At 41.9% G+C, this 1,700-nt stretch carries 2 protein-coding genes; one reads left to right on the top strand and one right to left on the bottom strand.

What is annotated here, in order from left to right:
- Positions 1-348 precede the first annotated feature (348 nt).
- The gene (locus tag CDZ78_RS12830; protein WP_087870368.1) at positions 349-600 is read left to right on the top strand and encodes a hypothetical protein; all 252 of its coding nucleotides are present in this window, start codon (positions 349-351) and stop codon (positions 598-600) included.
- Positions 601-1,077: 477 nt separating this feature from the next.
- On the opposite strand, the gene CDZ78_RS22055 is transcribed toward CDZ78_RS12830, so the two are convergent.
- The coding region (locus tag CDZ78_RS22055; protein ID WP_167374294.1) for a hypothetical protein at positions 1,078-1,700 on the bottom strand (623 nt) is incomplete at its 5' end.

Raw genomic sequence — 1,700 nt, 5'->3', positions numbered from 1 at the left:
TTCAAGCTTGGCTGCTTCAGGAAGTTATTTCGTGCACATTCCTTAGCACATGAAAAAAACCCGCGCTTGAATATGATTTCCCCACTGAACTTAGTGTTGAAAAATTAGATTCCTTGCTTGAGACAGCCGATATCAAGACCAGGCAACTTGTCTCTTTACTACTAAGTGGAATGACATTAAAGGAAATTTCCCTGCTAAAAAAAGAACACCTAAATTTCGACCAGGACAGCATCAATATCACTGAAGAAGAACCTCGTACAATCTCACTTAATCCCGTTTTAAAAACACTTTTCAAGCAAACTGCCCCCCTGCCCTGCCTGGAAAAAGAATCAGGAAGTATCTGTAGAAATGCTCGAAGCTATTCTTATTTATGCAGCTGTTGATGCTGGTTTTTCTGAAACACAAGAAATTAACGCTGAATCTATTTCTCATTCTTATATAGTCTATCTGGTAAAGCAGGGCATGCGCCTATCAGAGCTAGAACAAATTATTGGGTATCTTGACCCCACTACACTATCAAAATACAGCCGCTATTCTCCTGAGAAAAGAGGCTTGCCATTATCGGAGATTAATCTGATACACCCATCATTGGCAAAATAATAATTAAGTTCAGAACACCTGATCTCAGCATAATAAAATCAAAGCCTTATAGGAATTATCAAAATAATATAGTGAGACCATAATGCACAGTTTCATGCATCAGAACCAAGTTACATAATGTACCAATCACCCGTCATACCCGCAGGGAAGCGGGTATCCAGTGCCATGGATGGCATCGTTCACATCCATGTGACTGGGTTCCGGCTTCCCTGCCGGAATGACGAGGTATAAAATAGTATCAAGTAATTTTCCGCGAGTTCAGGTTATCTGAAGTTAGGGCCATAGAATTCTTTCACAGCCCTTTTCACCCTATAAAGGCTAACTACAGAGACTGTGAAAGTATTCAGTGATCGGGTCGGGGTGATGGGATGCGCCCTTCACCTCCAATGGCATTGGCTTAAGCCATTACCCCCTTCGGTTAAGAGCCCGCACGAATGCAATCGCATGAGAAATCACTTTACCCATTTCAAATCTACATTAGGCCGTCGATTCACACCCCCGCCATTTGTTCACAGGCTTTTTGGATTTCCTAATATAGGATCGACCCGGTCTGAGCTTTTGATGATTTCGTGAAATAGAGCTGACAATGTCATCCATCACTTTTTTGATACAGCGTGCCGGAACAAACATGATATCTTCCAGATGCCTCGACATGGTTGCCAGGCTATTTTTAAAGTTTGCCTGTATTGTTTGTTTCGGATCCATTTCGTCTGGTTGCAGATTTAACAGACTATTTAATAAGTTTTCAGATTCATTGGTACAGAGTCTACTCATGGTGATCAGTACAAAATGGGCAAACAATTCCTGTTTTACGGTACGCTCACTTCGGCCATGGAAGTCATCGACCACAATCATATTTTTACTGATTTTATACAGCTCTTCAATTCCCCAGCGGGCGTGATAGACCTCTTTTAATGCGTCAATCGTGTATCGTTCGTCAAGCAATGTTGTGCCGATACAGTAGGTCTTGCCCTCCAGTGTATATTTAATCAGTCTGATGGTGAGCGCTTTGAACTGGATATCCGGATATTGTTTGCGAATGTCACGCTGAGTCTCTTTAGTGGGTAAGAGTGTGATAATTTGATCGGTCTGTGTGCTGT

Source organism: Bathymodiolus platifrons methanotrophic gill symbiont (assembly GCF_002189065.1).
Taxonomy (GTDB): domain Bacteria; phylum Pseudomonadota; class Gammaproteobacteria; order Methylococcales; family Methylomonadaceae; genus Methyloprofundus.
Note: the sequence above shows the minus strand (reverse complement) of the source record. Positions and strands in the feature narration are given on the sequence as shown.